General features: G+C 59.0%; 23 protein-coding genes. 13 read left to right on the top strand and 10 right to left on the bottom strand.

Annotated features, from left to right (window positions below; translation table 11 throughout):
* Nucleotides 1–20: 20 nt before the first annotated feature.
* Together WAW39_RS06420 and WAW39_RS06415 are read right to left on the bottom strand one after the other, a co-directional pair.
* Nucleotides 21–482, bottom strand: coding sequence for a CYTH domain-containing protein (locus WAW39_RS06420; RefSeq protein ID WP_422316951.1), 462 nt, complete (start codon nucleotides 480–482; stop codon nucleotides 21–23).
* 8 nt (nucleotides 483–490) lie between these two features.
* Complete coding sequence (locus WAW39_RS06415; RefSeq protein WP_422316949.1) at nucleotides 491–1,549, bottom strand: ROK family protein; 1,059 nt, start codon at nucleotides 1,547–1,549, stop codon at nucleotides 491–493.
* A gap of 286 nt (nucleotides 1,550–1,835) precedes the next feature.
* Between WAW39_RS06415 and WAW39_RS06410 the strand changes: the two genes are divergently transcribed.
* Nucleotides 1,836–2,636, top strand: coding sequence for a GxxExxY protein (locus tag WAW39_RS06410; protein WP_422316947.1), 801 nt, complete (start codon nucleotides 1,836–1,838; stop codon nucleotides 2,634–2,636).
* A 229-nt stretch (nucleotides 2,637–2,865) separates the two neighbouring features.
* Here the strand turns inward: WAW39_RS06410 and WAW39_RS06405 are convergent, their stop codons facing one another.
* Nucleotides 2,866–3,060 carry a hypothetical protein gene (locus tag WAW39_RS06405; RefSeq protein WP_422316945.1) on the bottom strand — a complete coding sequence of 65 codons (195 nt, stop codon included), beginning with the start codon at nucleotides 3,058–3,060 and terminating at the stop codon, nucleotides 2,866–2,868.
* Nucleotides 3,061–3,317: 257 nt separating this feature from the next.
* On the opposite strand from WAW39_RS06405, the gene WAW39_RS06400 reads away from it, so the two are divergent.
* Nucleotides 3,318–3,824 carry a hypothetical protein gene (locus WAW39_RS06400; RefSeq protein WP_422316943.1) on the top strand — a complete coding sequence of 169 codons (507 nt, stop codon included), beginning with the start codon at nucleotides 3,318–3,320 and terminating at the stop codon, nucleotides 3,822–3,824.
* A 19-nt stretch (nucleotides 3,825–3,843) separates the two neighbouring features.
* On the opposite strand, the gene WAW39_RS06395 is transcribed toward WAW39_RS06400, so the two are convergent.
* Both WAW39_RS06395 and ileS read right to left on the bottom strand, forming a co-directional pair.
* Entirely contained in the window at nucleotides 3,844–4,632 is a 789-nt protein-coding gene (locus tag WAW39_RS06395) for an AbiJ-NTD4 domain-containing protein (RefSeq protein WP_422316941.1), read from the bottom strand.
* Nucleotides 4,633–4,661: 29 nt separating this feature from the next.
* Nucleotides 4,662–7,499 (bottom strand): isoleucine--tRNA ligase, encoded by a 2,838-nt coding sequence (gene ileS, locus WAW39_RS06390; RefSeq protein ID WP_422316939.1) that lies wholly within the window; start codon nucleotides 7,497–7,499, stop codon nucleotides 4,662–4,664.
* A 225-nt stretch (nucleotides 7,500–7,724) separates the two neighbouring features.
* Here ileS and WAW39_RS06385 point away from each other — a divergent pair, with 225 nt between their 5' ends.
* Both WAW39_RS06385 and WAW39_RS06380 read left to right on the top strand, forming a co-directional pair.
* Entirely contained in the window at nucleotides 7,725–10,253 is a 2,529-nt protein-coding gene (locus tag WAW39_RS06385) for a right-handed parallel beta-helix repeat-containing protein (protein WP_422316937.1), read from the top strand.
* Nucleotides 10,253–11,077, top strand: a complete 825-nt coding sequence (locus tag WAW39_RS06380) for a hypothetical protein (protein WP_422316935.1) — start codon at nucleotides 10,253–10,255, stop codon at nucleotides 11,075–11,077. The genes WAW39_RS06385 and WAW39_RS06380 overlap by 1 nt, the downstream gene beginning before the upstream one ends.
* A gap of 46 nt (nucleotides 11,078–11,123) precedes the next feature.
* On the opposite strand, the gene WAW39_RS06375 is transcribed toward WAW39_RS06380, so the two are convergent.
* Nucleotides 11,124–11,891 carry a hypothetical protein gene (locus WAW39_RS06375; protein ID WP_422316933.1) on the bottom strand — a complete coding sequence of 256 codons (768 nt, stop codon included), beginning with the start codon at nucleotides 11,889–11,891 and terminating at the stop codon, nucleotides 11,124–11,126.
* 160 nt (nucleotides 11,892–12,051) lie between these two features.
* Between WAW39_RS06375 and WAW39_RS06370 the strand changes: the two genes are divergently transcribed.
* Together WAW39_RS06370 and surE are read left to right on the top strand one after the other, a co-directional pair.
* Nucleotides 12,052–13,035 carry an MDR family NADPH-dependent oxidoreductase gene (locus WAW39_RS06370; RefSeq protein ID WP_422316931.1) on the top strand — a complete coding sequence of 328 codons (984 nt, stop codon included), beginning with the start codon at nucleotides 12,052–12,054 and terminating at the stop codon, nucleotides 13,033–13,035.
* Nucleotides 13,036–13,039: 4 nt separating this feature from the next.
* On the top strand, nucleotides 13,040–13,603 hold the full coding sequence (gene surE / locus WAW39_RS06365; RefSeq protein WP_422316929.1) for a 5'/3'-nucleotidase SurE: 564 nt from the start codon (nucleotides 13,040–13,042) through the stop codon (nucleotides 13,601–13,603).
* A gap of 169 nt (nucleotides 13,604–13,772) precedes the next feature.
* Here the strand turns inward: surE and WAW39_RS06360 are convergent, their stop codons facing one another.
* The 4 genes from WAW39_RS06360 to WAW39_RS06345 all read right to left on the bottom strand — a co-directional run bounded on the left by WAW39_RS06360 (nucleotide 13,773) and on the right by WAW39_RS06345 (nucleotide 19,229).
* The gene (locus tag WAW39_RS06360; RefSeq protein WP_422316927.1) at nucleotides 13,773–15,662 is read right to left on the bottom strand and encodes a M56 family metallopeptidase; all 1,890 of its coding nucleotides are present in this window, start codon (nucleotides 15,660–15,662) and stop codon (nucleotides 13,773–13,775) included.
* A gap of 11 nt (nucleotides 15,663–15,673) precedes the next feature.
* Nucleotides 15,674–16,051, bottom strand: coding sequence for a BlaI/MecI/CopY family transcriptional regulator (locus WAW39_RS06355; RefSeq protein WP_422316925.1), 378 nt, complete (start codon nucleotides 16,049–16,051; stop codon nucleotides 15,674–15,676).
* A 491-nt stretch (nucleotides 16,052–16,542) separates the two neighbouring features.
* Nucleotides 16,543–17,484 (bottom strand): tetratricopeptide repeat protein, encoded by a 942-nt coding sequence (locus WAW39_RS06350; RefSeq protein WP_422316923.1) that lies wholly within the window; start codon nucleotides 17,482–17,484, stop codon nucleotides 16,543–16,545.
* Between the two features lie 77 nt (nucleotides 17,485–17,561).
* The gene (locus tag WAW39_RS06345; protein WP_422316921.1) at nucleotides 17,562–19,229 is read right to left on the bottom strand and encodes a putative transporter; all 1,668 of its coding nucleotides are present in this window, start codon (nucleotides 19,227–19,229) and stop codon (nucleotides 17,562–17,564) included.
* A gap of 157 nt (nucleotides 19,230–19,386) precedes the next feature.
* On the opposite strand from WAW39_RS06345, the gene WAW39_RS06340 reads away from it, so the two are divergent.
* From WAW39_RS06340 to WAW39_RS06310, 7 genes are all read left to right on the top strand, one after another.
* The gene (locus tag WAW39_RS06340) at nucleotides 19,387–19,761 is read left to right on the top strand and encodes a group I truncated hemoglobin (RefSeq protein WP_422316919.1); all 375 of its coding nucleotides are present in this window, start codon (nucleotides 19,387–19,389) and stop codon (nucleotides 19,759–19,761) included.
* 8 nt (nucleotides 19,762–19,769) lie between these two features.
* Nucleotides 19,770–20,411: a DUF2490 domain-containing protein gene (locus WAW39_RS06335; protein ID WP_422316917.1), complete on the top strand. Its 642-nt coding sequence runs from the start codon at nucleotides 19,770–19,772 to the stop codon at nucleotides 20,409–20,411.
* 61 nt (nucleotides 20,412–20,472) lie between these two features.
* Nucleotides 20,473–21,813, top strand: a complete 1,341-nt coding sequence (locus WAW39_RS06330) for an MFS transporter (protein ID WP_422316915.1) — start codon at nucleotides 20,473–20,475, stop codon at nucleotides 21,811–21,813.
* A gap of 45 nt (nucleotides 21,814–21,858) precedes the next feature.
* On the top strand, nucleotides 21,859–22,353 hold the full coding sequence (locus WAW39_RS06325; protein WP_422316913.1) for a hypothetical protein: 495 nt from the start codon (nucleotides 21,859–21,861) through the stop codon (nucleotides 22,351–22,353).
* Between the two features lie 19 nt (nucleotides 22,354–22,372).
* Complete coding sequence (locus tag WAW39_RS06320; RefSeq protein ID WP_422316911.1) at nucleotides 22,373–23,074, top strand: CDP-alcohol phosphatidyltransferase family protein; 702 nt, start codon at nucleotides 22,373–22,375, stop codon at nucleotides 23,072–23,074.
* A 63-nt stretch (nucleotides 23,075–23,137) separates the two neighbouring features.
* A complete protein-coding gene (locus WAW39_RS06315; RefSeq protein WP_422316909.1) occupies nucleotides 23,138–23,587 on the top strand; it encodes a thioredoxin family protein in 450 nt (149 codons plus the stop codon).
* 207 nt (nucleotides 23,588–23,794) lie between these two features.
* Complete coding sequence (locus tag WAW39_RS06310; protein WP_422316907.1) at nucleotides 23,795–24,274, top strand: 3D domain-containing protein; 480 nt, start codon at nucleotides 23,795–23,797, stop codon at nucleotides 24,272–24,274.
* Nucleotides 24,275–24,295: the final 21 nt, after the last annotated feature.

Genomic DNA, 24,295 nt, shown 5'->3' with positions numbered 1-24,295 from the left:
GGACTAAAGTCCGCGCTCCGCTACCACTCGCTGAACGGCACCGCGCAGAGGTTCGAGTTCGTGTAGCGCATGTCATGGCTCACCTCCTCGCCGATCCACTCAGGCAGCGTGAACGGCGTGTCCTCCTCAGGCAGTTCGATCTCCGCCACCACGAGGCCCTCATTTGCCCCGTGGAAGATGTCCACTTCCCACAGCATGCCTTCATGCACGACATGATGCCGAGTTTTGTCGATCAGGGGCTGGTGGCAGAGCAGCAGCAAATCCCGCGCGTGCTCCAGCGTGATGGGGAACTCGATCTCCGTGCGCGTGATTCCCGTGCGGCGGCTCTTCACCGTCATGAAAGCATCCTCACCGACAAGGCGCACGCGCACGGTGCGGTCGGGATCGCGTGACAAATAACCCTGCGCCATGCGGCGGCCCGGGCCAGTGGGTTGCCACTGGCCGGGCTTGAGCAGGTATTTGCGTTCGATCTCAGTACCCATGGGGAGACTCAACCCTTGGAGGAGGAATACAGCGCTACGAGTGCGGCACCGATGGATTGAGAAAGTTCCCCCAGAGTTGCTGGCACGAGTTGGAGTTCATCGCGCTGTTTCGGGAAAAGGTAAGGCAGCGCTGCGGCGCGGATGCCGCCGAGGTAGCGTTCGCGGAACTCAGGCGTCGTGCTTTCAGGGTCCACCAAACCACCGCCGATGACGATGATGCCGGGGTCCAGGGCCATCGACAAATTCGCGACGTGGATGCCGAGGGCACGCGCCTGAATGTCGAAGATCTCAAGCGCAAGGGGGTCACCATTCTGCGCACGGCCGCGCAGGGAGAAGCCTTTGCTCCTCAGTGTGTCGTTGCTCAGAGCGAGTTCGTGATCCGGATATTTCGGCAGGAAGAACTCCAGGAACTGCGAGAGGCCGGAGATGGTGGAGTAGGCCTCGATGCAACCCCAGTCACGACCGCAGCCGCAGCGAAATGCGGGCACTTCATCCAGACCATGGCCAAGGAGGTGCCGCGGGATGGGCATGTGCCCGCCCTCCATGCCTGCGAGGTGATCGCCGCTCAGGGGCAGACCATTGGTATCGATGTAAGCAGCGCCCAGGCCTGAGCCAGGAGCCAGCAGGAGCACGCTCGCTCTGGTGTCGCCGCGCACGCGGGCGGCCTCGCCCACACCACCGAAGTCGCCATCGTTCCCCACGTAGAGAGGGATCTCACGGCCTGCTGCCTTGGCGATGGCTGCGGAGTAGTCGGCATGGAAATTCCAGCCGATGAAGCTGTCCGGCAGATTGGAAGATTTCTCGAGCACACCGTAGCGCTGGTAGGGGCCCGGAAGGGCAAGGCCCGCAGCAGCCACGCGATCCCACGTGAAACCATTGTCCTTGAGAAAACCTTCGGCTCCTTCGACCCAGCCAGCCACGACAGCAGCCGTTCCATTCTGGGAATTGGTCGAGCTCTGGCGGAGGTGAGTGGAGACGGGTTCACCATTGGCGAAGACGCCGCCGGTCTTGGAAGTGGTGGCTCCGGAATCGGTGCCGAGATAGATGTCGCGAGTAACAGATGGCATATCGGGGCGACGACTTTGGAGAGTAAATGGCCGGTGGTCGAGAGGAATGCGCCGCGATGGGCATGCTTACTCGGCAGGCAAAGGGCCAATCAACACCCGAAAAGTCCCACCTCAGTCCTGATTGAAAGCTCTGTGCTCATCGTGCCTCTGTGGTTAACTCTGATTCATTTGCCCTCGCACCGAAGACTATTACTGCAGAGGCACGATGAACACAGAGGTATGAATTTGTGATACTGAATGGAATTCTCTGTGGCTGCCGTGTCTCTGTGGTTTAAAAATCGCCCCCATGAACATCAGTGCAGACAATCAACTCACCGGGGCCATCATCGGAGCGGCAATCGATGTCCATCGCCAGCTCGGCCCTGATCTTGATGAGGCCGCTTATGAAGAAGCATTGAATCTGAAGCTCACCCAACTTGGCATCATGAACAAACGCCAGGTTCCAATGCCACTGATCTATAAGGACGTGCGCCTCGATTGCGGCTATCGGCTCGACCTCCTGGCAGAGGAGCGTGTACCGCTGGAACTCAAAGCAGTCGTCGAGACTCTGAGTGTGCATGAAGCCCAACTGCTGACCTATCAGCGTGTGGGGCGCTTCCCTCTGGGTTTGCTGATTAATTTCAACGTGCCCGTGCTCAAGCATGGCATTCACCGCAGTGCCGAAACCCGGGTCTGGACACCTCCAAACGCAACTTCAGCCGAGGTTGATTCCGTCAAGGCCTTCGACCCTGTCTCTGCAGCCATCGTCCTCGCAGCCGTTGAAGTTCATCGCCACATCGGCCCAGGCATGCTGGCCAGTTCCTACCTTGCCTGCCTGTGTCATGAGTTGAGTCTGCGCAAGCTCACTTTTGAGAAGGAAAAACGGCTCCCGATCCTTTTCGATGGCAAACCTCTGAGCGCGCATGCAGAAGTGCCACTCGTGATCGAAAACGAAGTGCCGGTGTTCCCTATGAGTGCAGACTGTATCACCGCGCTTCATGTTTCCACCGCTCTCGCACGACTTCGGCAAGGTGGTTGGAGACAGGGACTCATTTTGAATTTCAACTCGACCAGCATGCTGGGAGGCATGAAGCGTGTCGTTCTTTGACTGAACGCCTGCTCAAAACCACAAAACGATATACACAGAGGCCTGAATTTGATCCTGAATGGAAAACTCTGCGGCCATCGTGCCTCTGTGGTGAAATCTGGCACCTCTGTCGCCTCGCGCCAAAGACTTTCACCACAGAGACACGATGAACACAGAGGTCTGAATTTTCAGTCCTCTACCTGCCGATGACCCAAGGCATATCAATCCTTGGCTCCCTCACGCAGTTCCTTCATCCAGTCTGCCGTGGTGCGGGCGCGCGTCCACCTTGCACCGCAAAGCCAATCATCGCCCGCGCTCCAAGCGGACGCTCTTTGGGTGGTGTAGATTTGGCTGCCTGCTGGGTGTCGGGCCAGATCAGCAACTTGGAAGCAAGCTGCTCGTCGATTCCCGCAACGCGTTGGATGGCAAGGTCAATCGTGCTCATGAGTAGAAACTAGTTCAAAACGGCTGGGTGAGCAAGGAGCTGATCAACCCTTCCGACTTAAGGAAACGAACTAGTTAGCAAGCCTTAATTTCGCACTTGGTATTCCAAAAACAATCCGTCACAGTCCCAGATCATGACCACCCAAGAACTCTTTGCTCAAGCTGTACGCCTCCTCGTAAGAGGAGAGCACCGTTTCTCTATCCGGCGTCTCCGGTTGCACAGTCAATCATCTTGCCTAGTTTAAATGTAACACCTTCATGCAACTTTCACTAGAGCTCATCCTTGGGATTATTGGAACACTAACAGGAACTCTCGGCCTCGTGTTGCAGTGGCGACAATGGAGCATCGATCAGCCCGTTCTTAAGATGGAAGGAAAAATCAGCATAAGAAGATCAATTCAAATTCCGGCAGACCACTTGTCGCTTAAAATCAGCCTCAAAAATCATGGCAGACGGCAAATCAAGATCGTTGAGGTTGGATTTTTGGTCGCTCAGAACGAATGGCAGACACAGGGTAACAAGAGCGATTTTTTGCAAGAAAGTCGACTGAAACCTGGGTTTCTTCAACCAAAGCAGTTTGCGCTTAGCGAAGGAGATCGACAAGACTTTGAGATCTACCCTCTTGAATTGACATACATCAAACACGCTCGAAAAAAGGAAAAACGAGAACTGGTTTTTTACGCAATGGATTCGCTTGATCGCGAATATCGTCTATCAATCAATATACCTCGTGAGGAAACGATTAGTCGGCTAGAAAGCTCTTGATTGGCAACGCCTAATCAAATTAAGCTTTTCTCAAAAGGTAAGCAGAAAGCGCCCCTGACGGACCAACAACCAGCTCTGCTTCGTCAAAACTAGCTGGCTTCCCTTCCTCAACATGGCGGCCGAATTGAGAGGTATATCCCCACAACTTATCAATGCCAACTCCCAATGGCTGCGGAAAAGCGGATGGATTTTTCTTCAACCACTCACCTAGTGTTAATTTAGGCTCTTTGGTCACATCTCGCGCAACGCATTCTAGCGCGGCCATAGCATGCTGAATCGCGCCGGTAACTTCCGGTTCAGGACGGCGAGAAAGATCTTTTAGTGCTTCTTGTAGTTCTCTGCGAGCGACCTCTCGTCCACTGTTCACAGCCAACGATATCGCCAGATGAATAACTTGCTCGAAAATCTCCGGACCTCTGACTTGGATACATCCCTCCACCATTTGCCAGCCCACCCCTTTGCGGCGAAAACACTCATTGAGGCAGGACTCAAAGCTCGCCGCCATTTGACCATCGTATTCGATCTTTTTTTGGTAAATCCACTCCATCAGGTCGTAAACATGATACCATTCTGCTTCTTTGATCATCTGCCTTACTTCCTCATCAATATTCGGAAACTCGGACCAGGCATGGCTAGGGCTAGTCATTAGTAAACGGCAAAGATGGGCGCGTAGATTACTCGGTTTAAGTTCTGCCTCTTGGTAAGCTAGGTCCACAACATGATCACGAAGCCAGTCGGGAGCTTCGTGACGAATCGTAATCTCAGCGTCCTGTGGACTAAGACCTAGCCGTTGCGAAAATGTAGGCATACTTATCCCTCAGAGTGCATAAGGACCACTCACCCCACCGCCTCCACACACCGACCACACAGCGTCGGGTGCTCGGCATTGGCTCCCACATCAGGCAGATACTTCCAGCAGCGGCCGCATTTGCAGTGGGTGGACTCCTGCACGACGGCGGAGAGATCGCCGCCGCGGGTGATCTTGAGGTCGCTGAGGATGAGGAATTCGTGGAGGGTGGCGGGGTCGTTGAAAACGGGGTGGTCAAAGCCTTCGGCAGGCAGCGTGAGGGCCACGGTGGCTTCGAGGTTGGAGCCGATCTTCTTTTCCTGGCGGGCTTTTTCGATGGCCTGCTGGATGACGCCACGGACCTTGAGCAGTTCATTCACCGCGAGCGTGGCATCGCTGCCGGGGAAAGCAGGATTCGGCTGCGGGAAGGACTGCAGGTGGACGCTGTCGGTGTAGCCGAGGTGCTCCCAGGCTTCGTCCGCCGTGAAGGCGAGCATGGGGGCAAGGAGGCGGCAGAGGGTCTCGGTGATCTCGCGGATGGCGGCCTGCGTGGCGAGGCGGCGCGGACTGGTGGCGGCATCGCAGTACATCCGGTCCTTGGTGATGTCGATGTAGAGTGAGCTGAGGTCGCCGGTGATGAAGCTGTTGATGACACTGAAAACCTTGCGGAAGTCGTAGTGCGCGTAGGCGTCCACGCACTCCTTGGTGATGGCGTGCAGACGCTCAAGTATCCAGCGGTCAACGAGGGTGTACTGAGGGGCGACCGCAGCGGTTGCACGCGGCGTGTGGGAGCCCTGCGGTACGTCTTCATCGGGCAAGCGAGACGCCTGCTCGACGTCCACATCTGGCAGGCGGGAACCTTGCGTTGCTTCTCCGCTGAGGTTGCCAAGCAGCACGCGCAGGGTGTTGCGGATGCGGCGGTAGTTTTCGCTGTTCTGCTTGAAGAGGTCTTCGGAGAACGGCACTTCGTTTTGATAGTCCACACTGGCCACCCAGAGGCGCACCATGTCGGCGCCGTAGGTGTTGTAGTAGTGGTCGGCGGTCATGGGCTTGGAGCTCTTGCCCGCGCCCTGGTCGCTCTTGCTGATCTTCTTGCCGCTGGTGTCCACCACGAAGCCGTGGGTGATGACGGCCTTGTACGGCGCGTGCCCACGGGCGATGATGCTCATCATGAGGCTGCTCTGGAACCAGCCGCGATGCTGGTCCGTGGCCTCGATGTAGAGATCCGCCGGTGCGTGAAGCTCGGGATGGCGGTCCAGCACGCTGACATGCGAGCAGCCGGAATCGATCCAGACGTCGAGTGTGTCATTGCCACGTTTCGTGCCCGCAGGCAGGCCGACTTCCTCAGCCCACCAGGCGTCATCTTTTTCAAACCAGAGATTGCTGCCGTGCAGCTCGATGACGACGGCCACCTTGGCGATGACCTCGGGGTCCATGATGATCTCGCCACTGGCAGTGTAGAACACCGGAAGCGGCACACCCCAGGTGCGCTGGCGGCTGATGCACCAGTCCGGACGGCTCTCCACCGTGCCGTAGATGCGGTTGCGGCCCCAGGCGGGCATCCAGTGGACGGTGTCGATCTCGTAGAGAGCCTTGGCGCGGATATCGTCGATCTTGATGAAGAACTGCTCCACCGCACGGAAAATGATCGGCGTCTTGGAGCGCCAGCAGTGCGGGTACTGATGCACGTACTTCTCGTTGCCGAGGATCGCGCCTTTCTCTTCAAGCAGGGCAATGATGCCGTCATTGCTCTGGAACACATGCTTGCCCACGAACTCGGGCAGTCCGCACTCAGCGGTGTATTTGCCATCGGCATCCACAGGGGAAAGGATTTCCAGCCCGTGCTCGCGTCCTGCCTGGTAATCGTCCGCACCATGACCGGGGGCGATGTGCACCGCGCCGGTGCCGGTGTCATCGGTGACGAAGAGGGTGTTGATGACCTTTGAGGTGCGCGGGAGGAAGGGATGTTGCGCTTCGCAGCCATTGAGCGCGGTGCCCTTGAGTTCTTCGTTGGCGTGCTCGGTGTTCAGCTTGAAGCCGGTGGCAGCTCCGAAGGCTTCGACGCGGGATTTGGCGATGACCAGTTTCTCCACACGGCCGCTTTCATGCGTGAAGGTGCCGCTGACGTAGTCAAAGGTGGGGTGCAGCGCGATGGCGAGGTTGGCAGGCAGCGTCCACGGCGTGGTGGTCCAGATGACAAGGGATGCGCCATCGCAGCCGGGCGGCGGATTCACCAGCGCAAACTTCACGTACACCGCAGGGGAGGTTTTCTCCTTGTACTCCACCTCGGCCTCGGCCAGCGCGGTCTGCGCGCCGTAGCTCCACAGCACCGGGCGCTTCATGCGATAGACCAGCTTCTGCTCCACGGCCTTGCCAAAAGTGCGCAGGATGCCGGACTCGTAGCCGGGGTCCAGCGTGAGGTAGGGGTTCTCCCAGTCGCCGAAAACGCCGAGGCGCTTGAAGCTGTTGCGCTGGATGTCGATGTACTTGCGGGCCTCCGCCTCGGAGCGCTGGCGCACCTCCACCGGGGTGAGCCCGGCGGCGGATTTGACGACCTTGAACTCGATGGGCAGCCCGTGGCAGTCCCAGCCGGGGATGAAAGGCGTGTGAAAGCCCGCCATCGTCTTCGACTTCACGATGAGGTCCTTGAGGATCTTGTTGAGCGCGGTGCCCATGTGCACGTCACCATTCGCAAACGGCGGGCCGTCATGCAGGATGAAGGTAGGCTTGCCTTTGGACTGTGCCACGATGCGCTGGTAGAGCTTCCCCTCCTGCCACTTCGCCAGGCGCTGCGGCTCCCGTGCGACGAGATCGGCCTTCATGGGAAAGTCGGTCTTCGGCAGCAGGACGGTGTCTTTGTAGTTCTTGGCAGTGTCAGGGGCGCTCATGGTTCGGGAAAAGGAGCGCGAAGCCTAGCGAGATGGGGGCGTGTGGCAAGGACGGAGGGAGTTGGGAAATTCGTCCTCGTGCTCCTGCTCGTTCTCGTCCTCGATCCTACCACTCCGCTGGGACACAAAGCTCACGCAATTGCCTCAAATCCACCTCCCCCACGCCAATTCCCGCCCACAACACCCATTTGCCCTCACGGCAGCATGGCGTATCGCTGGGCAACCATGTTCCCGACCCGTTCTCTAATCCTCGCGTTCACTGTGTCCCTGCTTTTCACCGCCCATGCCTTGGAGGTGAAGGTCTCCCCTGCCCTCACGCTGCCCCAGGCGCTGGAACAAGTCCGCGCCGCACGGAAAGGCGGCGACAACTCCCCGGCGACCATTCTTCTGCCTGAAGGCACCACGGAGCTGACACAGCCGATCCAGCTCGAAGCGCAGGATTCGAACCTGACCATCACAGGCACCAAAAGCACGCTCATCGGCGCCCCCCTCGTGACCACCTGGGGGCCGGTGGCAGGCACGATCTTCAAGGCGGATGTCTCCAAACTGCTGCCGAAGGGTTTCATCCCCAAGCAGCTCCTCTGCAACGGCGAGCGTCAGATCCTGGCGCGCTACCCGAACTTTGATGCCAAAGATCCCCTCTACGGCGGCTGGGCCTTCGTGGCCGAGTTCCCACCCGCAGGCGCTCCCGAAGGCCACCTGTGGAAACGCACGCTTTATGTGAAGCCCGAGGATGTGCGCCAGTGGGCGCACCCAGAGGACGTGGAACTCGACATCTTCGCGCAGTACGGTTGGTGGAATTTCGTGGAGCCTGTGGGCTCGCTCGATCCGCAGACACGCAAGCTCACGCTGAAAAAGAACTGCGGCTACGACCTCCACCCGCACAACCGCTACCATTTTCAAAACGCCCTCGAAGAACTCGACGCACCCGGCGAGTGGTTTTACGACAAGCACACCGGCACGCTCTACTTCTGGCCTCTTCAAGGGCACTTGACCTCGCTTGAGGTCCGCATCCCCACTCTCGACAGCTTCTTCAAAGTGAAGGCGGGCGCGAAAAATGTCGTCATTCGCGGCCTCACACTCACCGGCTGCCATGGCAGCGCCATCACCTTTGAGCGCGCAGAGGACTGCCTCGTCGAACGCTGCGTCATCACCCAGGTCGGTGCCTTCAATGGCAGCGGCATTGGCGTGAGCGATGGCAAAAACGTGCGGCTCTCGCACAACGAGATCAGCTACACCGGCAGCAACGGCATCAGCCTGAGCGGCGGAGACCGCAAGACGCTCACCGGGCCGGGGCACATTGCGGAGGACAACCACATCCACCACATGGGAGTCTTCAACAAGAACGCCTGCGGCATCAGCATGTACGGCGTGGACAACACCGCCGCGCACAACCACATCCACGACGGCCCGCGCATGGGCGTGCAGATGAGCGGAAACAACCTCATCGTTGAGTACAACCACCTGCACCACCTCTGCCTCGAAACCCAGGACGGCGGCGCCATCTACACCGGCGGGCGGGATTGGATCAGCAGCCGCGGCAGCAAATGGCGCTACAATTTGATCCACGACATCATCGGCTGTGGGCAGGAGTCCGGCGGCCTGAAGCATCCGTGGTTCACCTTCGGCCTCTACCCGGACGACAACAGCGGCGGCCTCGACATCATCGGCAACATTGTTTATCGCGTGGCCCACACGCCCATCCACATGCACAACTCCCGCGACTGCATCGTGGAAAACAACATCTTCGCCCTCGGCGGCAAGTTTCAGTTCGACCTCCACGGCTGGACCAAGGACCAGCGCTTCTACACCGGCCACATCGAAACGATGATCAAGGGCTACGAATCCGTGGCCGGCCAGCCCGCGTGGAAGCACATGCGCCACATGGACCTGCACCCCAAGGACGCCATCCGTGACGACGGCACCATGATGAGCGGCAACAGCTTCCAGCATAACATCATGTTTGGCGACACCCCCGGCGTGAAATACGGCGACATCCGCAACGCCACGCCGAAGTGGAACACCATCGACTACAACATCGCCTGGAACAGCGGCCACCCCATCGTCACCGGCATCAATCAAGTCGGCCCGGACAAAGGCGCACCACTCGCCACCGAGAACTTCGACACCGTCGCACCCGGCAAAACACCTCCGGGCTGGGGCTTCAACCATCGCCCCAACAAGGACGTGCAACTCGTCGTCGCCGATGGCGCACTGCGTGTGGACTGCGCGCTCGGCACCGATCCCAAAAACCCCAAGAGCGTCTTCCACAGCCCTGATGTGCCGATCAAGCCCGGTGCCGCGTATCGCGTGAAGCTCCGCGTCAAATCCAGCGAACCCACCGCCAAGATCAGCCTCGCCTTTGCCGCCTTCAAAAACGGCGAAGGCTACTGGCAGGCCGGCAGCACCAGCATCACTGCTACGAATGAGTGGAAGGAAGTCGAAGCCACCGGCCGCATGCTGCGCGAAAACGAAGCCGGATGGAAACCCTGGATGACCGCCTTCTGGCTGCGCGTGGATTGCCACGAGCCCAAAGGCCAGGTCTTCTTCGACGACATACGCATCACCGAAGCCGAACCGCTGGATGAATGGGCCGCCTGGCAAAACGCCGGATGGGACAAGCATAGCATGGTTGCCGATCCGTTGTTCATCGACTGGAAGAACGACGACTTCCGCCTCAAGCCTGAATCCCCCGCCTTCAAGCTGGGCTTCAAAGCGATCCCGGTGGAGGAGATTGGGGTGAGGAAGGAGTGATGAATGCTTCGCAAATCATCAAGGTTCTCAGAGTCACCGCAGGGATCGCCCTTCTGCTGATCTCTTTGTTTGGTGGCTTGAAATTGTTGGTGGACAGCGAGTTCATGCTGGTAACCGAGTATCCTTCGATCGTACTCTCCAGAAGGGCTTTGCCTTCGCTCGGGATTTTCGTGGTAGCAGCGGCAGTCGCAGCCTTCTTGGTGCCGCGCTGCCTTCAAATTTATCTGCTTATCATTGTTGCCTTCAGCGCATGGCTCCAGTTCGGGTGCTTTTATTGGACCCCGCTTATGATGTCCTTAGCTGCCTCATTGCTGCTGACCCTCATGCGCTCCCGCTGGGTTCGCTGGGCATGGATACTTCCCTCTCTCACGATTGCCCTTTTGACGGTCGATGCCTTCGCGTTTCATCACCGCCTTGCTGTATCGGCGCATTCCCTGCATTCACTCTCATTCGATTCCAATCCGAAAATCATTAGATCACCTTCAGGCAAAACGACTGCGTATTTGATGACCGGCGGTGTTATGGACACTGTTTATTACGTCTGCATTTCCAGCAACCAGCTTTTGCCAGAGTCCCGTTTCATCCATTCAAATGAAGCTGGTCGCCCAAGATATGAGGACATGATTGCCCGATGGGACGGCCCGGTCTTCCTGGCCGGAGACAAGCTTGTCTCCTTGGCCTACGATGAGCGAACTGGCGAAATAATCGACAAAGAGTCATACAGTCGCGGCGGCATAAGAATCAACGATGAGGAGTTCATGAAGCGCACTAGAACGCCTGAAGCTTTTGCAGAGTATTTGCTTTCACTGCCGCCGAAAAGGTAACTGCTCCTTCAATTTTTGAATCGCTCATTCACGGGAGTCCACAGACTCAAAAACCGAATTGGAGTTCGGGAGCAATCAGCTTCACCGTCTCACGCAGTTTGTCCCTTTCTTTGTCAGTGTCTCCATCCTTCAAATTGACTTCACTCAGCCATAGCCCCCTCAGATGCCCCTTGCCGGTGCGAACCGCCTGCACGAGGGCGGATGATGTCAGGCTTGTGGCGGAAAATTTCAAATCTTCTAATTTCGGACTCTCAATCAATTGCACGAGACCCTTGTCACTGACGCGAGAGTAAGACATGTCGATGCTGCGAAGGTTGGGCATCAACGGAAACCTTTCACCTGTCAGTTCATTCGGCACCATTGTGAGGGTCTCCAGAGTGTGCCATTTTGCCAGCACAGGCAGAATGCGATCATCCACCTCGACATTGAAAATCAACAACGATTTTAGGTGAGGCTGGTCGCCGCAATGAGAGAGCAGAAGGTGAATCTCATCCGCTTCTCCCGCACCGATAGAAAGCGTTTCCAAGCTGCCAAAATGGCAGAGAAGATCGCCCAATGCGGCAGCATCCTTCATTGGGTAGTCGATCTGGACCTTGCCCAAAGTGGACCCCGGCCAAAGTCTGGCCAGATAAGGCTGATCCTCCGCCCAGGAAGGCATGCGCCATTCAACAAACAGCCCGGCCGCAGTTTCTGTTTCCAGCGCCGCCAGAGCCCGGCCCCGTTCAAGAATCCACCGGCAGGCCAGAAACCCCAGCACCAGCATGATGGCGGCGGCTGATATCCAAAGCATCCGCTTCTTGGTGAAAGAGGGCATGAGGGGTCTCATGGTGGAAAATAGGCCGGAGGGTTGCAGGGCTTATGCTGATCATGGCTCGTGCGCCTCCATCTGTCACCAAAAGTTTGCCACGCGGCCACTCCGCCCCACTGTGCAGAAAGCACAGCCTCATTCCCTTTCCCCACGTAATCCCTTCACCATGTCCCAGTTTCTTCAATTCGACCGCACCGGCAATCCTGCTGAAGTTTTGCAACTCCACGAGCGCACGCTCACACCACCTGAAGGGCATGAGGTACGGGTGCGCATGCGCTATGCGCCGGTGAATCCGGCGGATCTCAATTTCATCGAGGGCACCTACGGTCGTGCGGCGCATCCGCCTTGCATTCCTGGGCATGAAGGTTGTGGCGAGGTGGAGGAAGTTGGCAGCGCGGTGACATCGCTGGCGAAAGGCGATGTCGTCATTCCGCTGGTGGGCACCGGTTGCTGGACGCAGCATCTCACGGCGGCGGAACATCACTTTGCCAAGATACCTTCTCAAATGGATGCCGTGCAGGCCAGCATGCTGCGTGTCAATCCCGTCACCGCCTGGGCTTTGCTCAAGCACTACACCGACCTCCCGAAAGGTGCCTGGGTGGCGCAGAATGCGGCGAACTCTGGCGTGGGCCGTGCCTTCATCCAACTGGCGCATCACTTCGGACTGCGCACCATCAATTTCGTGCGCCGCGTCGAGCTCTTCGATGAATTGAAAACGCTGGGGGCTGACCTTGTCATGCTCGACACCGACGAAGGTGTCGCTGAAGCCAAATCCATCATTGGCGATGAGCCCGTGATGCTGGCCACCAATGCCGTCGGTGGTGACAGCGCCATCCACATGATGGACCTTCTCAGCCCCGAAGGCATCCTCGTCACGTATGGCGCCATGAGCCGCCGCAGCCTGAAGGTGCCGAACAAATTCCTCATCTTCAAAAATCTGCAGCTTCACGGCCTGTGGATCACCAAATGGTTTGAGAAAGCCAGCACGGCAGAACTTTACGAAGTGCTCGAACCTCTGACTGCCCTCATCCAATCCGGCGAACTCGTCACCGCCATCGACGAGATCGTGCCGCTGGCTGATTTCAAACAAGCCATCACACGCGCGCAGGAAGGCTCACGCGGCGGCAAAGTCATTCTTGATCTCGCGTAAACCCATGCACGTCCTCCTCACGAACGACGACGGCATATCCGCCCCGGGATTGCAGGCTTTGGAAAATGCGATGCAGCAGCTGGGCTGGAACTACACCATCGTGGCTCCGGCCACGGAGCAGAGCCAGTGCGGGCACCGCGTCACCACTCATCAGCATTTGAAGGTGGAGACGCTCGGAGAGAACCGCCACGCCGTGCATGGCACCCCGGCCGACTGCGTACGGCTGGCCTTGTTTGCGCTCGATTTGAAACCTGATCTGGTGCTCTCCGGTGTGAATGCCGGTGGCAACATGGGGCAGGACATCGTCATCTCCGGCACCGTGGCCGCAGCACGCGAGGCGGCCTACCATGGCTTTCGCTCCATGGCGCTGTCCCACTACCTGATCCGCGAACTCACCGTGGACTGGCAGCGCACCGCCGCATGGATGGCGGAGATCGTGAGGAGACGCACGCCCAAGACCACGCGCAAAGCACCTTCTGGAACATCAATCTTCCCCATCTGCCAGCGGATCAGAGCGCCCTGCCGCCACGCATCCTCAGCCAGCCGGCACGGTCGCCTCTCAATGTGAGTTATCGCAAGGAAGAGCACGGCTATGCTTACTCCGCCTCTTATGCATCACGCCCGCGTGATCCCGGCTCGGATGTGGAGACCTGCTTTAGTGGCAAGGTCTCCGTCTCGCTGCTGCAGGTTTGAGGCTGCCTGCTGATACAGCGGGCAGCCCCCTCCCATATGCCCGTCTATTTGGCAGTCTTGGGCTTGAGGATGAAGGCGTAGGATTCCGCCGTCACTTCCAACCCCGCGAGTTCCGCCGTGTATCGCAGCGCGTCGGTGAGCGGCACGGTTTTGAGATCCAGGGAGATGTTCACGTTGGGCGGCACGTCGGACTCGCGGATCAGGATGCTCACGCCTTTCTTGTCGGGATCAAACTCACGCGCTTTGGCTCGCAGGAACTCCAGGGCCTCAGGAACCGTCGCGCTGCGAAACTGCACTGTCGGAATGACGATAGACTCTGCTTTGACAATCAGTGGTGACTTCGGAGCTGCGGGCGCAGCAGGGACCGCAGTTCCTGGAGGCCCACCTGCGTCTCCTGCCACGAGAGTGCTGATCAGGTCTTCCACAACCCGCTGCTGCGCCTGGGTGTTTTTGACCACGAGTTGAGTGCCGTTGGCGACGAGCGCCGCTGAGGCTGCCCCTTCAAAGACCACCCCCTTGCCGTCAAGCCATTTCCTAGCATTGTCGACTTTGGCCGCTGCACCCGCAGGCAGCTTGTAGGAGCGCGTGACCATTTCTCCCGGTGCAGGCATGGGAGCGATCACGGTGGCCAAGGCTTCATATCGCACCACCCGGTTGCTCAAAGAAGCGACGTAGGACAGAGCTTCATAGAGCGGGATATTGGTCAGGTCGAGCGTGATCCTGGGACCCTTTTCATAGTCGGGCTTTTCGATGACGAGGTTCAGTCCCTTGTGCTCGGGATCCAGTTCAATGGATTTGGCCTGCAGGTACTCAACGGCCTGCAGCAGAGTAGTGTCACTGAATTTGACTTTTGTCAGGATGATCTCCCTGGCTTTGTCACGAAGCTTGCTGCTGTGAGTCGTAGCCTGCGCCGTTTTTTCATCAGCCCCACGCAACTGCGCTGTGGCGCACAGTACGAGCACCGCGAAGGCAGTGGCTAGACCGGTGAGCGCCCCGCGCATGCTGTAGGAACTGCGGTTTCGCGAATCGTCCATGATCGCCGAAAGCCGTGTCTCAAGAGTGGAGGGCTGGGCCATGGCCATGGCAGGAGCACGCAGTCCACCGGCGGCCTGCACACTGCGTGCGGCTTCGAGCAATTGCAGCGCATAGTTTTCCGCCACCGCACCCGAGCGGATGACCAGGTCGTCCGCAGCCTGCTCCTGCACTGTGCGCCATGCTTTGGCCGCCAGCCAGACAAACACATTCGGCCAGTAGGCAGCCGTGATGAAACAGGTGATCAAACGTGTCATCGCATCGCAGTGGCGGATGTGCCCCATCTCATGGCGCAGCGCGGCTTCCAGGTGCGCCTCGTCCCACGCCAGCGCCTCGGTCGGCAGCAGCAGCACAGGTTTTATCCAGCCCCATGTCAGCGGTACTGAGACGCTGGACGCCATGCGCAGCGAGATGCCCCGCTCCACGCCCAGATCAGCCGCCACGCGTGCGGTGAGCGCGAGAGTGCGCTCATCCTGCACAGGATGGCTCTGGGATCTCAAACGGCGCAGCTGCAAGCTGCCCACCATCCGATGAGCAAGAAGGCAGACCAAGCCTGTGAGCCATACCAGCGCGAGCCACTGTGCCATGCTCAAGCTTGGCAGCCACCTTTGCGTTTCAGGTTGCGCTGCCTGGACCGTGAGGTTTGAGGCTGACTGCGTGATCGCACCGTTGAGTGCGGGCAATGGCACCTCCCGCACCGACGGCATGAGAGCAATGGACCACTGCGGCTGCCAGAGCAGCGTGACCGGCAGCAGGAGCAGCACGAAGAATGCAGCCAGCCAGACCGCACAACGCTGCGCGGCGGAGGCGCTGCGCCAGAGGCTCAGCGTGGCGAAGGCGAGAAGAACGATGCCAGCGCTCTTGGCCAGCAGGTCGACGACATGGAACAGCAATGGATTCATAGGTGGGTTGGTTAGCGGTTCTTGGCCTGTTTGATGATGGACTCGAGACGTTGGATCTCTTCGGGGGAGATTTTCTCGCGCCCATCCACCAGCGCGGCGACGGTGTTCACCAGCGAGCCTTCGAAGAACGTGTTCACGATGTTCTTGAGCGCGGAGCGGCTGGCTTTCTGGATGGGTTCGGTGGGCAGGAAGATGTAGCGCTTGCCGTCTTCGCGATGCTTGAGCATCCCCTTCTCCTCCAAGATGCGCAGCAAGGCGCGCACGGCGGAGTAGCTCGGGGCATCCGTCATGGCACCCGCGACCTCGGAGGCGGTGGCCTCTCCCTTCGCGTAGATGATGTCCATGATCTGGCGTTCGCGACGGCTTAACTGGCTGGCTTTTTCCGACATGCTAAATTATTAGCACATCGAGCCGGATCAACGCAAGCCCAATGTGCTAAATAATTAGCACATGATTCATGCAGAGCTGTTTTCTCTGGAGTGTGGTCAAACCACACCTGCAAACCTGCGTGGCAGGCGTCCCACATCTCCTGTCTTTCCACATTCCCTGGACGGCGCACCTGTTTGAATGCCCGCGACGCCACAGACCCGAAACTTCGGACCCGCACAGCGGTTCCCTACCAGCCCTGAGGCACGCGCTGCTCTGGATGGTAGGGATGCGCTGTGCGCGTCCCTAGAAGTCTTCGTCCCATCGTGGGCTGCTGCCTCATCACATGCCCCCCCCTTTCCAAAAGCTCACTCCCCAAGCGCATACCAGCTGGCCTTGCATGCGCTGTCTGTCATCTGTCCCCTGGATCTGCACAGAAGCAGTGATGCAGCTTGGAGCGCCGTGCGCTTCAACGGCCAAGTTTTCATCTCATTGCTGCAAGCTTTGATGCAGCTCACTTGGGAGCGTTTTGCAGAGTCGTGACGAGCTGCTGCAGATCTTTCGTGCTGGGGTGATCATTACCCAGTTTGTTCTTCGCCATCGTCAGCCCCGCCTCGACTTCCTTTCTGGCCTCGGCATATTTCTTTTCCAGCGTCAGGCAAAGGGCGAACTGGTAGCGGAACGTCAGCGTGTCCACGTGCGCCTCACCGGGGTTGATATCCATAAACAGCAGCACTTTTCGGAACTCCTGCTCGGCTTCCGCCAGCTTGCCCTGCTCGCGCAGGTTGACGGCCAGAGCGCCCCGGGCCATGAGGGTCGGCTGCTTGTCGATGCCGAGAACGCGCACATCGATCTCGACCACGTCCCGCAGTTCCTTCTCGGCCTCGGCAAATTTCTTCTCATCGCCCAGCACCACGGCAAGGTTGGTGCGGTTCAGCAAGGTCGCAGCATGCTCGGCTCCGTACACCTTGGTCATCTCCTTGACCACCGCACGGATCTCCTTCTCCGCTTCCTCAAATTTCCCTTCTTCGTGCAGAGTCTCCGCCAGAGCGTTGTGAATGCGCAGCGTCTCAGGTTTGTCCGCCCCTGAGTACTTCACATGTCCTTCCCATGACGCACGGAATTCAATCTCCGCTTCCGCTGGTCTGCCCTGCGCGCGCAGGCAGGTGCCCAGAGCCCCCTGGCACTCCGGCAGCAGTGCATTGCCTGGACCGAAGTAGCTCTTGAAAGCTGCGATGAGGGAGCGCAGCACCGGCTCGGCCTCCGCGTATTTGCCCGCCTGCATGTACTCACGCACGGTCGCCTGCTGCTTCTTGAACTCCAGCGCCTGCTTCTTGAGGTCCTCAGGCAGTTTTTCCGGCAGTTTGACTTCAGCAGGCGGTGTCTCCGCTGAGTGCAAGACAGCAGAACCCGAGAGGAGTGCGGCAAGATGAAAAGCGACGATGGTTGACTTCATGGCAGGCCGCAAGGAACGCCAAGTGCGCCGGATGTCTTGTATTTTTAGCGTGGAGTTGAAACGAAACGGCACCCTCCTCAGGCAAGCTGGGCAATCACCTGCGCCGCCACAATGCGCAGCAGCATGGTGAGCGGATACACCGTGGCGTAGGCCACCGCGGGGGAATCGCTGCGAGCCATGGTGGTGGCAAAGGCGAGCGCGGGCGGATCGGTCATGCCCCCGGAAAGAAGCCCGCACAGTGTCATGAAGTTAACACGGTGAAATTTGCGTGCCACAAACCCGACCAGGAGCAGCGGCAGCATGGTGACGAGCACCCCAAGCAGCACCCACTGCAGCCCCTGCGCCGAGAAAACCGTGGCGGCAAAATGCTCCCCGGAAAGCAGGCCCACATTCGCTAGGAAGAGGATGATGCCCAGCTCACGCAGGGCGCGGTTCGCATTGATGGGCATGTGCATCACCATGGGGCCCAGACGTCCCAGATGACTCATCAGGATGGCCACAATGAGCGGCCCGCCGGCCAGCCCGAGACGCACCGGCGCTGGAAGTCCCTCAATACGGATGGGGTAGAGGCCCAGCAGCACGCCGAGAAGGATGCCAGCGAAGATGGCGGCAAACTTTGTTTCCTGCAGCATCTGCACCGCATTGCCGAGCCTTTGTGTGGCCGCGTTGAGGGAATCCTCGTCGCCCACAAGCTGGAGCATGTCGCCAAACTGGAGGCGCAAATCGGGCAGCGCCGTGAAGATCAAATCCCCACGGCTCACACGGGTGACGGCCACGCCATGAAAGTGATCGAGGCCGAGTTCACGCACCGTTTTGCCCAGCAGCTTTTTGTTGGTGAGCACCACGCGGCGGTAGGTGATCCTGCCAGGAGCTTTCATGAGGTTCTCTTCGCTCACACTGCCGATGACCAGCCGGAACTGCTCCAGATGCGTCTGCGTGCCCACGGCCATGATCACATCCCCCACATGCAGTTTCGTTTCCGGCGTGGCGGCGGTGACTTCAACCTCTGCGGCCGCGCGATGCCGCGAGATGACGACGCTGGTTTCCTGCACACCGGGAACGTTGGCGATGGCGACACCGTCAAGATTCGGATTCTCCACCCGCAGATTCATGCGTTGTAGCGGCTCGATGCCAGCCCCCTGCTCCTGGCGGAAGGTCTCAGCCTCCTGCGTCACATCCACCTTGAAAAAAGCCCGCATGAGAATGAGTGAGACAATGATCCCGACGACGGCCAAGGGATAGGACGCCGCATAGGAAAGCGCCGGCAGCGTGATCAGCGCAGGGTCCACATGGGCCGAAGCGAGCGCCTGCTGCGCGGCTCCGAGTGCGGGCGTGTTCGTGGTGGCACCGGCAAACAAACCCGCCACGGCAGGCAGCGGCATGTTCAGCATCCAGCCCCCCGCCAAAGCCACCACGGCCCCCAAAAACACCAAGGCAAAGGCATAGGCATTCAGCATGCGTCCCTGCCGCCGCAGCGAGGCAAAGAAGCCCGGCCCCATCTGCATGCCGAGCGCAAAGACGAAGAGCACCAGCCCAAACTCCTTCAGAAAGTGCGCCACCTCCGCATTGGGACGCATGCCAAAATGAGAAACGGCCAGACCGGCAAAGAGCACGCCCGCGGTGCCCAGCTTGACTCCCCGGAAACGAATGTTGCCCAGGCCGATGCCGCCGAGAATGACGACGCTGAAGATGAGCAGGTCACTGGCCACGGGATTGTCCTGATGCAGTTGCTGAAAAAATGACATTTCCCTCTCATAGGCATGATTAGTGCCAGAAACGCAATGGGATTGTATGTCATTCTTGCGGGCGTATCACGCGGCAGCTGGCATTCGCTGCGCATTGTTTGTCCGGAGCTGTTTTGCCACGGCATGACGGCGCTGTTTGTGCTTAAAGCATCCCTGCATGAATACGAACAAACCCTCTCTCTATGAACGTCTCGGTGGTGAAGAAATGATCTCCGCCCTCATTCCCGCCTTTTATGTCCGCGTGCTGGCCGATCCTGAACTCGGGCCTTTTTTCATCCACACCGAGCTGGAGAAACTGCATGCCATGCAGCGCGAGTTCTTTGCCATGGCCACCGGCGGGCCGATCCACTACAGCGGCCGTCCCCTGGCGCATACGCATCATGGACGCGGCATCACCCGGCAGCACTTCGCCCGTTTCACCGGACATCTGGTGGAGACGCTTCTCGACATGGGCGTGACCCAGGAGGAAACGGATGAAGTCATCGAACGAATCAACGCCATGACCAACGAGATCATCGGCGCCTCCTACTGATTCACCGGATGCGCCTGCTGCTGATATTCCTCTGCCTTCTTTCAACTCTGACCGCACAAGCCGACGAGTGGTGGGCCTGGTCAAATGTGGACTATTATCGCAAGCCGCCGTGGACCGGCAGTGTGTTCATGGGCAACTTTGCCGATGAAGTGGACGGTTCCTACGCGCAGATGGTGAGCCCGCGCGTGAAGTATGCCGCTTCCAAGTGGCTGGATCTCGGACTCGGGCTGTCGATGATTAGGCTCGAAAACACCGCCACGCACGACCGCTACGACCAGCTCCGCCCGGAGCTGGAAATCAATCCCCACTACGAACTAAAGCAGGTGCGTCTGGACTGGCGCAACCGCATGGAATGGCGCGAGAACCAAGGCGCCCCCTCCACGGCAAACCGCACCCGGCACCGCATGCAGATCGCCTGGACACTGCCCCAGCCGCTGGGCCCGCTGACACGCCTCTATGCCAGCGATGAATGCCTGATGGACCTGCATCTTCGCCGCCCAACAGAGAACCGCATCATCCCGCTGGGAATCACCTTCAAGCTCACCGATTCGATGGACCTCGACCTCTTCTACATGATCGACTCCAGGCGCACCAAGACGACCTGGAAAAGCGAATCCGTGCTGGGCACGTATCTGCGGGTGCGGTTCTAGAGAATGAATGAAGGCGCGGCTTTGCGTTGCCCGCGTCCTGATTTGAAGCGTAGAGAGAGGCATGCCTGAGCATTCCAATGCACGCCTGTTTGTATGGTTCCGCATCCTCTTCAACTGCCGGTTTTACTACCCGGTGTTCACGATTCTGTTCCTCGATCTAGGCCTGAGCATCGGTGAATTCGCGGCGCTGAACGTGGTGTGGGCGCTGACCAGCGTGGTGCTGGAGGTGCCCTCCGGGGCGCTGGCAGACCGCTTTGGCCGCAGGCCGCTGGTGGTGGCGGCAGGTGTGCTGATGGTGCTGGAGATGACGGTGCTGTGCCTGATGCAGCCGGGACACCATGACCTCGTGCTGTGGCTGTTTGTGGTGAACCGCGTTCTCAGCGGGGCTGCCGAAGCCTGTGCCAGCGGGGCGGATGAGGCGCTGGCCTATGACTCCCTGCCGGCTGCTGAACGCACAGCACTGTGGCCACAGATCATGGCGAAGCTTTCACGCGGCATGGCTCTGGGCTTTGTGGTGTCCTCGATCACCGGATCGGTGCTCTATGATGCGCACAGCCTGACGACGGCGCTGCATTGGATCGGACTGGATGTAACGGTGGCCAAGCAGGTGTCCATGAAGCTGCCACTGCTGCTCGGCCTGGGCACCGCGCTGGCCTGTCTGGTGGTGACCCTGCGCATGACCGAAGTGCGCGCCCCTGCCCCCAAGACTTCCCTGCTGCAGAGCATCCGCGAAACCTGGATCTCCATCCTGCAGACAGGCGGCTGGATCTGGCGCACGAAAGCCGCCTTCGCTCTGATTCTGTTTGGGCTGGTCTTTGACAGTGTGATCCGTCTCTTCCTGACCGTGGCCAGCAATTTCTACCGCCTCGTGGGCATCGAGGAAGGCTGGTATGGCGTCATCGGCACCGGGGTGTCTCTTCTCGGGCTGGTGACCGCAGGTCTGATGGAAACGAGCGCCAAGGTCATGACCGCACGGCAGAATTTCATCTGGCTGGGCCTCGTGGTGTTTGGCGGCTTGCTCGCGGCGGCGCATCCGCAGCCGGGCTGGGCAGGCATCGTGCTGGTCATGCCGCTGTTCCTGGGCATGCGTTTCCTGCAGTTCTTCCTGTCCCATTACCTCAATGAGATCGTGGACTCCGAACAGCGGGCCACCGCGCTGAGCTTTCGCGGGCTGACGATCAATCTGGCCTATGGCACCCTCACCCTGCTTTTCGGCTGGCAGACCACCTGGGTGGGCGGCCATTTGCACCTGAGCGCGGACGATCCCCGCGTGTTTGCCGCAGCACTGGGACTGTGGCCGTGGTGGTTTGCCGGAACCGTGCTGGTGGCGGGCGGCTGGATGCTGCTGCGCGTTTTTACAGCCAGCAAAGCTGAACGAAACGTAGAGTCATCAGGTCATTAAGAACATTCGACAAGTAACTTCACCGGCAACAAAATGCTCCCAGCCATGAAAAAGCCCTTCTTCGTCCGCCTCTGTCTGGTTCTGGCCGTCGCCATCCTTTTTGTCCAGTGCTCCTCCACGCCCAGCACGCGCATTGAGAAAAACCCGCAGATGTTTTCCAAACTGAGCGCCAAGGACCGCCAGCTCGTGACGCATGGCCTGATCCGTGAGGGCATGACCCGTGATGCGGTTTTCCTGGCCTGGGGACGTCCTGACGCCGTCTCGGTGGGTATCAATCGCGGCAGAGAAAGCGAAACCTGGACCTATGAAGGCCAGCGTCCCGTGCGCTCCATGAACATGAACATGGGTTTTGGCTACGGTTACGGTGGCTTTGGTTATGGCGGTTTCGGTTACGGCGGCCTGGGTGGTTTCGGCCCCTTTGGCTACGGTGGCTATCCCATGTGGGGCAGCGGCACCTCTGTGACGTACATCCCCTACACCGCAGGAACGGCGGATTTTGTCAACGGCCGGGTGGTGAGCTGGAAGTCCACGGCACGCTGAGTTCGAGCTCCCTCCGCCGATGAGCGTGCCCGAAGAACATCTGGCGTCACGCCGCAGTCTGAAATCCCGCGATACCCGCTGGGCGCATGCGCTGGCAGGCTGGCTGGCGCGCTCCGGTCTGACACCGAATGCGATTTCTTTGCTAAGCGTGGTCTTTGCCGGCGGAGCGATGGCCTGCTTCATGGTCGCCGGAGATCAAAGCAGCCTCACCGGCATTCTCGCAGCCTGGCTGGGTGCCCTCGTCTGCATCCAGATGAGGCTGGTATGCAATCTGATGGACGGCATGGTGGCGGTGGAAGGCGGCAAGGGCTCACCTGTGGGAGCGATTTATAACGATGCACCTGACCGTGTGGCAGATGTGCTGATCATGGTGGGGGCGGGCTACAGCGGTGCGGGAGACCCCGGAGTGGTGAAGCTCTTCCATGTGATTCCGCTGGGCTGGTGCTGCGCGGTGACGGCGGTGTGGACGGCCTACATCCGCGTGCTGGGCGCCTCCCTCACCGGCAAGCACGACTTCCGCGGCCCCATGGCCAAACAGCACCGCATGGCCGTGCTGTGCGGCGGGCTTTTGATCGAAATGATTCAGCATCTGACCGGGCACGAACGCTGGGGCATCCTGCTGGCGCTGACGCTGATCTTTTTCGGCGGACTCTGGACGTGCTGGCGGCGGCTGTCCGTGATGGCTCAGGCACTTCGTTCAGGCGACAAGTCGGCGCTTTGATGGCATGCCCGCGAGGAGTTGAAATATTCATGCCGTGGTTTGCGTCCCTATCCACGCACCCTCATGAAAAAAGCGCTCCTCGTACTCGCCACCCTGTTCTCCCTCAGCCTTCACGCCGCTGATTTCCCCAAAGGCAGCCCGAAGTTTTTCACCTCCTCGGGAGCAGTTTTGAAGGCCGCGAAGGGGAACGGCAAGCCCGTTATCCTCGTTTTCTCCGCCGCCTGGTGCGGCCCCTGTCAGAAAATGAAAAAGGAGGTCTACCCGAGCAGCGAGGTGCAGCCGCTGCAGGACAAGTTCAACTGGGCCTACCTCGACATCGACGAGGAAGCCAACAGCAAGCTCGCCGAAGGCTTCAAGGTGGAGACCATCCCCCACCTCTTTTTCCTCGATTCAACGGGCAAGACCACCTTGGACGACCTCAAAGACGTCACTCCCCCCAAGGATTTCGCCAAAAAGCTGACCAAAGTGCTGAAAAAAGCGGAAGCCGCCCCCAAGAGCGGCAGCGGAAGCTGAGCCTGATTTTGCCACGGCCATTGCAGGCTCAATCACAGCCAGGAATGCACACAGAGTTTCCTTTCACGGCCGGAACTCCTGTCTTTTTTACCCTATTCAGCCCCCTTCTCAAAAGTGGTCCGAAAATCAAAGATTGATTTCAGCGGCGATTTACCCCACAATAAGTATTCTAAAAGGAAAGTTAACAATCAGATATTGTTAATAAAAATGCGATACCACACACTCCTTCTCTTCGGCCTCTCCGCTTTACTTCTGGCGTCTTGTGAATCCTCAGGCTTCATCGGCCGGGGCACTCGGATCACCTCTGTTCGCACCACCGCCTACACTCATGGCGAGTCTGACCACATCATTTACGGAGCCAAGACGGCCGTCGGAACCCAGCTCAAGTATGGAAACGTGCGCAGCGCTGCTGCCGACTGGTCGGTATATCCAGTAGGCACGATCTTCCAGATTGAAGGACTCCCTTACGTTTATCAGGTGGATGACTATGGTTCCGCCTTGGTGGGCACCAACACCATCGACCTCTACAAGCCGGACAAGGCCACCATGAATGCCTGGGGTGTGCGCAACGTGAACATTCGCGTCATCAAATGGGGATCGTTTTCCAAGAGCCTGTCCATCATGAAGGAGCGCACCGGCTACGAGCACATCCGTCGCATGGTGGCGCGCATTGAACGCAGCTCCTAGTCCCGGCTTCTCTGACCTACT

This window comes from Prosthecobacter sp. (assembly GCF_049294395.1).
Classification (GTDB): Bacteria; Verrucomicrobiota; Verrucomicrobiia; order Verrucomicrobiales; family Verrucomicrobiaceae; genus Prosthecobacter.
Note: the sequence above shows the minus strand (reverse complement) of the source record. Positions and strands in the feature narration are given on the sequence as shown.